This is a genomic window from Leisingera sp. F5, assembly GCF_001593695.1.
Genome location: NZ_LUKH01000947.1, coordinates 1 through 1,429, shown reverse-complemented (window position 1 = coordinate 1,429; position 1,429 = coordinate 1). Strand labels below are relative to the sequence as shown.

Annotated in this window: 1 protein-coding gene and 1 pseudogene; both read left to right on the top strand. The window is 62.8% G+C overall.

The features are described from left to right. Positions 1 to 157 (top strand): annotated as a pseudogene (locus A2I95_RS37725) (serine O-acetyltransferase); the annotation flags it as partial. Between the two features lie 310 nt (positions 158 to 467). Then, positions 468 to 1,429, top strand: a 962-nt coding sequence (locus A2I95_RS37720) for a PLP-dependent cysteine synthase family protein (protein ID WP_291737556.1), incomplete at its 3' end; no start/stop codon positions are given.

Genomic DNA, 1,429 nt, shown 5'->3' with positions numbered 1-1,429 from the left:
CAGCCGCATTGCCGCCGGGTCGGTGGTGCTGCAGGAAGTTCCGCCTTGCACCACGGTTGCCGGTGTTCCGGCGAAGATTGTCGGCGAGGCGGGCTGCGATCAGCCGTCGGTCAATATGGATCAGGTGGTGCCTGCAGGGTCTCCTTCGGCAGAGTGAGACATCTGGTGCCGGCCGTGGGATTTGAGTATTTATGAAAAGATGAAGGGGGCGGTCCGGCGCCCCTTTTTTGCGTCAATAGCGACGGGTAAGTACCTGGGAATTATACTCCTTTCTCAGACGGACTGGCCTGGTATCCTGCTGCTTCCGGGCCGCGGGCGGGCATTTGGTTCTGCTTTGGACGGAACGCCTTGAACATCTGTCTTCCCATGCGCGGCTACGGTGGCCTCTCCTTGATCGGCGGAGCGAGGATGGGCATATGTTTGGGGCGTCTATTGCAATCTGAGCACACAGGAACGGGGGAACGACGATGATTTACACAACTGAAGGCCGCGGGCGGCTGTATGGCTCGATCCTGGAAACCGTGGGCAACACGCCCGCGATCCGGCTGAACCGGATTGCGCCGGATCATGTGACCATCTACGTGAAGTTCGAAGCGTTCAATCCAGCGGGATCGGTGAAAGACAGGCTGGCGCTGAACATCATCGAGGCCGCCGAACGCGAGGGGCGGTTGAAGCCGGGTCAGACCGTGGTGGAGGCGACCAGCGGCAACACCGGCATTGGCCTTGCCATGGTTTGCGCCGCCAAGGGTTATCCTTTGGTGATCACCATGCACGACGGGTTCTCGGTCGAGCGGCGGCGGCTGATGCGGATGCTGGGCGCCAAGGTGGTGCTGACCCGCAAGGAAGACAAGGCAGTTGGCATGGTAGTGAAGGCCAAGGAACTGGCCGAAGCAAACGGCTGGTTCCTGGCGCATCAATTCGAGACCAAGGACAACGCCGACATTCATGAGAGCACAACTGCGCGGGAGATCCTGGGGGATTTCGAGGGGCAGCGGCTGGATCATATGGTGCTGGGCTATGGCACCGGCGGCACGGTGAGCGGCCTGGGGCGGGTGCTGAAGGGCGCGCGCCCGGAGCTGAAGATCACCCTCAGCGAGCCGTCCAATGCCGCACTGGTGCAGTCGGGTGAGGCGCAGGCGCGCAACGGTGAAGGCGAGCCTGCGGCGACGCATCCGGCCTTTAACCCGCATCCGATCCAGGGCTGGACCCCGGATTTCATCCCGCTGGTGCTGCAGGAGGCTCTGGACAGGGGCTATTTCGATGCGCTGGAGCCGGTGAACGGCGAGGAGAGCATTGCCTGGACCAAGCGGCTGGCGGCTGAGGAAGGCATCCTGACCGGGATTTCCGGCGGCGCCAGCCTGGCAGCGGCGATCAAAGTGGCGGAGACCGCGCCGGAAGGTTCGGTGCTGCTGGTGATGCTGCCGGATAC